Here is a 1,176-nt window from a genome sequence, read left to right on the forward strand (position 1 = left end):
AGGCTTTATGGCAACCCAGCAAGCAGCCTTAACATTTGACACCTTACTGGCACTGGAATATACCAGTTCGCTCAATTTCTCCCACAAAGGAGTCCGTGATGAACTGGGGCATATTACGTCTCATCTATCGAGCCGTGGATTTCAAGCACACTCGGTATTGCTGTACGCGCCGTTACAGAAGCAAGTGGTTGGTTTAATTGAACAACATCTGTGGACTCGCGACATAGCAACGATGGGAAAGCACAAAAATGCAACCCAAAGACCTTACAGGGAAAAAGAGAGTTTTAAATGGCAGCAGGCCTCCCAACATGTCGCTAATCGTTTGGGTCAACACATGACACATGTGGTCAGTGTCTGTGACTGGGAAGCGGATTTAATTGAGTCTCTGCAATATAAACTCGAGCACCAGCAACGGTTTGTGGTGCGCTTAATGATAAGTCGGCATATCTAAGAAGCCGAAGGTAAGTTACATCTGTACGGCCATTCGTTGCACAGTGCGGGGGAACGAATGGTAGAGGTGGTACAAAAAGGTGGCCGCAAAGCCAGAGTCGCCACCTGTGAAGTTCGTTTTGCACCGGTGCCCCTGAAAATGCCAAGCAATAAAGTCGGTGAAAGTACGCCGTTGTTCTATGTTAGTTGTATTGAAAAAGACAACCCAGATGGGTTGTGCTGGCACCTGCTGACGTCGGAACCTGTCACTACGGCGGAGCAAGCAGTGACGATTCTGTGCTGGTATGAAAAGCGCTGGCTGATAGAGGATTTCCATAAATCCTGGAAAAGCGGCGGGACTCAGGTTGAAGATTTGCGCTTACAAAGCAAAGGGAATTTGGAGCGTATGATAGTTATTCTGGCGTTTATTGCGGTGCGAGTTCAGCAGTTGCGCCATCTTGGGTTACAACCAGAATTGGCAGAACAACAAAGCTGCGAAACCTTACTCGGCAGTAAAGCGTGGAAATTACAGTGGCTGAAAGTAGAAAAATGCAAACCACCCCAAAAAGCACCCAGTGTGCATTGGGCTTATCTAAGTTTAGGGAAATTAGCGGGTTGGCACGATAGTAAACGAACAGGAATCGTCGGTTGGGAGCGGTTATGGGAAGGATGGTTCAAGCTGCAAACTATCCTTGAAGGCTATGAATTGGCACAGTCTCTTGAGCACGAGATGTGATCAAGAGACAG

General features: G+C 47.7%; 1 pseudogene. It reads left to right on the forward strand.

Annotated features, from left to right (window positions below):
- A pseudogene (locus L2717_RS18040) lies at positions 1 to 1,165 on the forward strand (IS4 family transposase); the annotation flags it as partial.
- Positions 1,166 to 1,176 lie beyond the last annotated feature (11 nt).

Source organism: Shewanella glacialipiscicola (assembly GCF_023283485.1).
Lineage (GTDB): Bacteria > Pseudomonadota > Gammaproteobacteria > Enterobacterales > Shewanellaceae > Shewanella > Shewanella glacialipiscicola.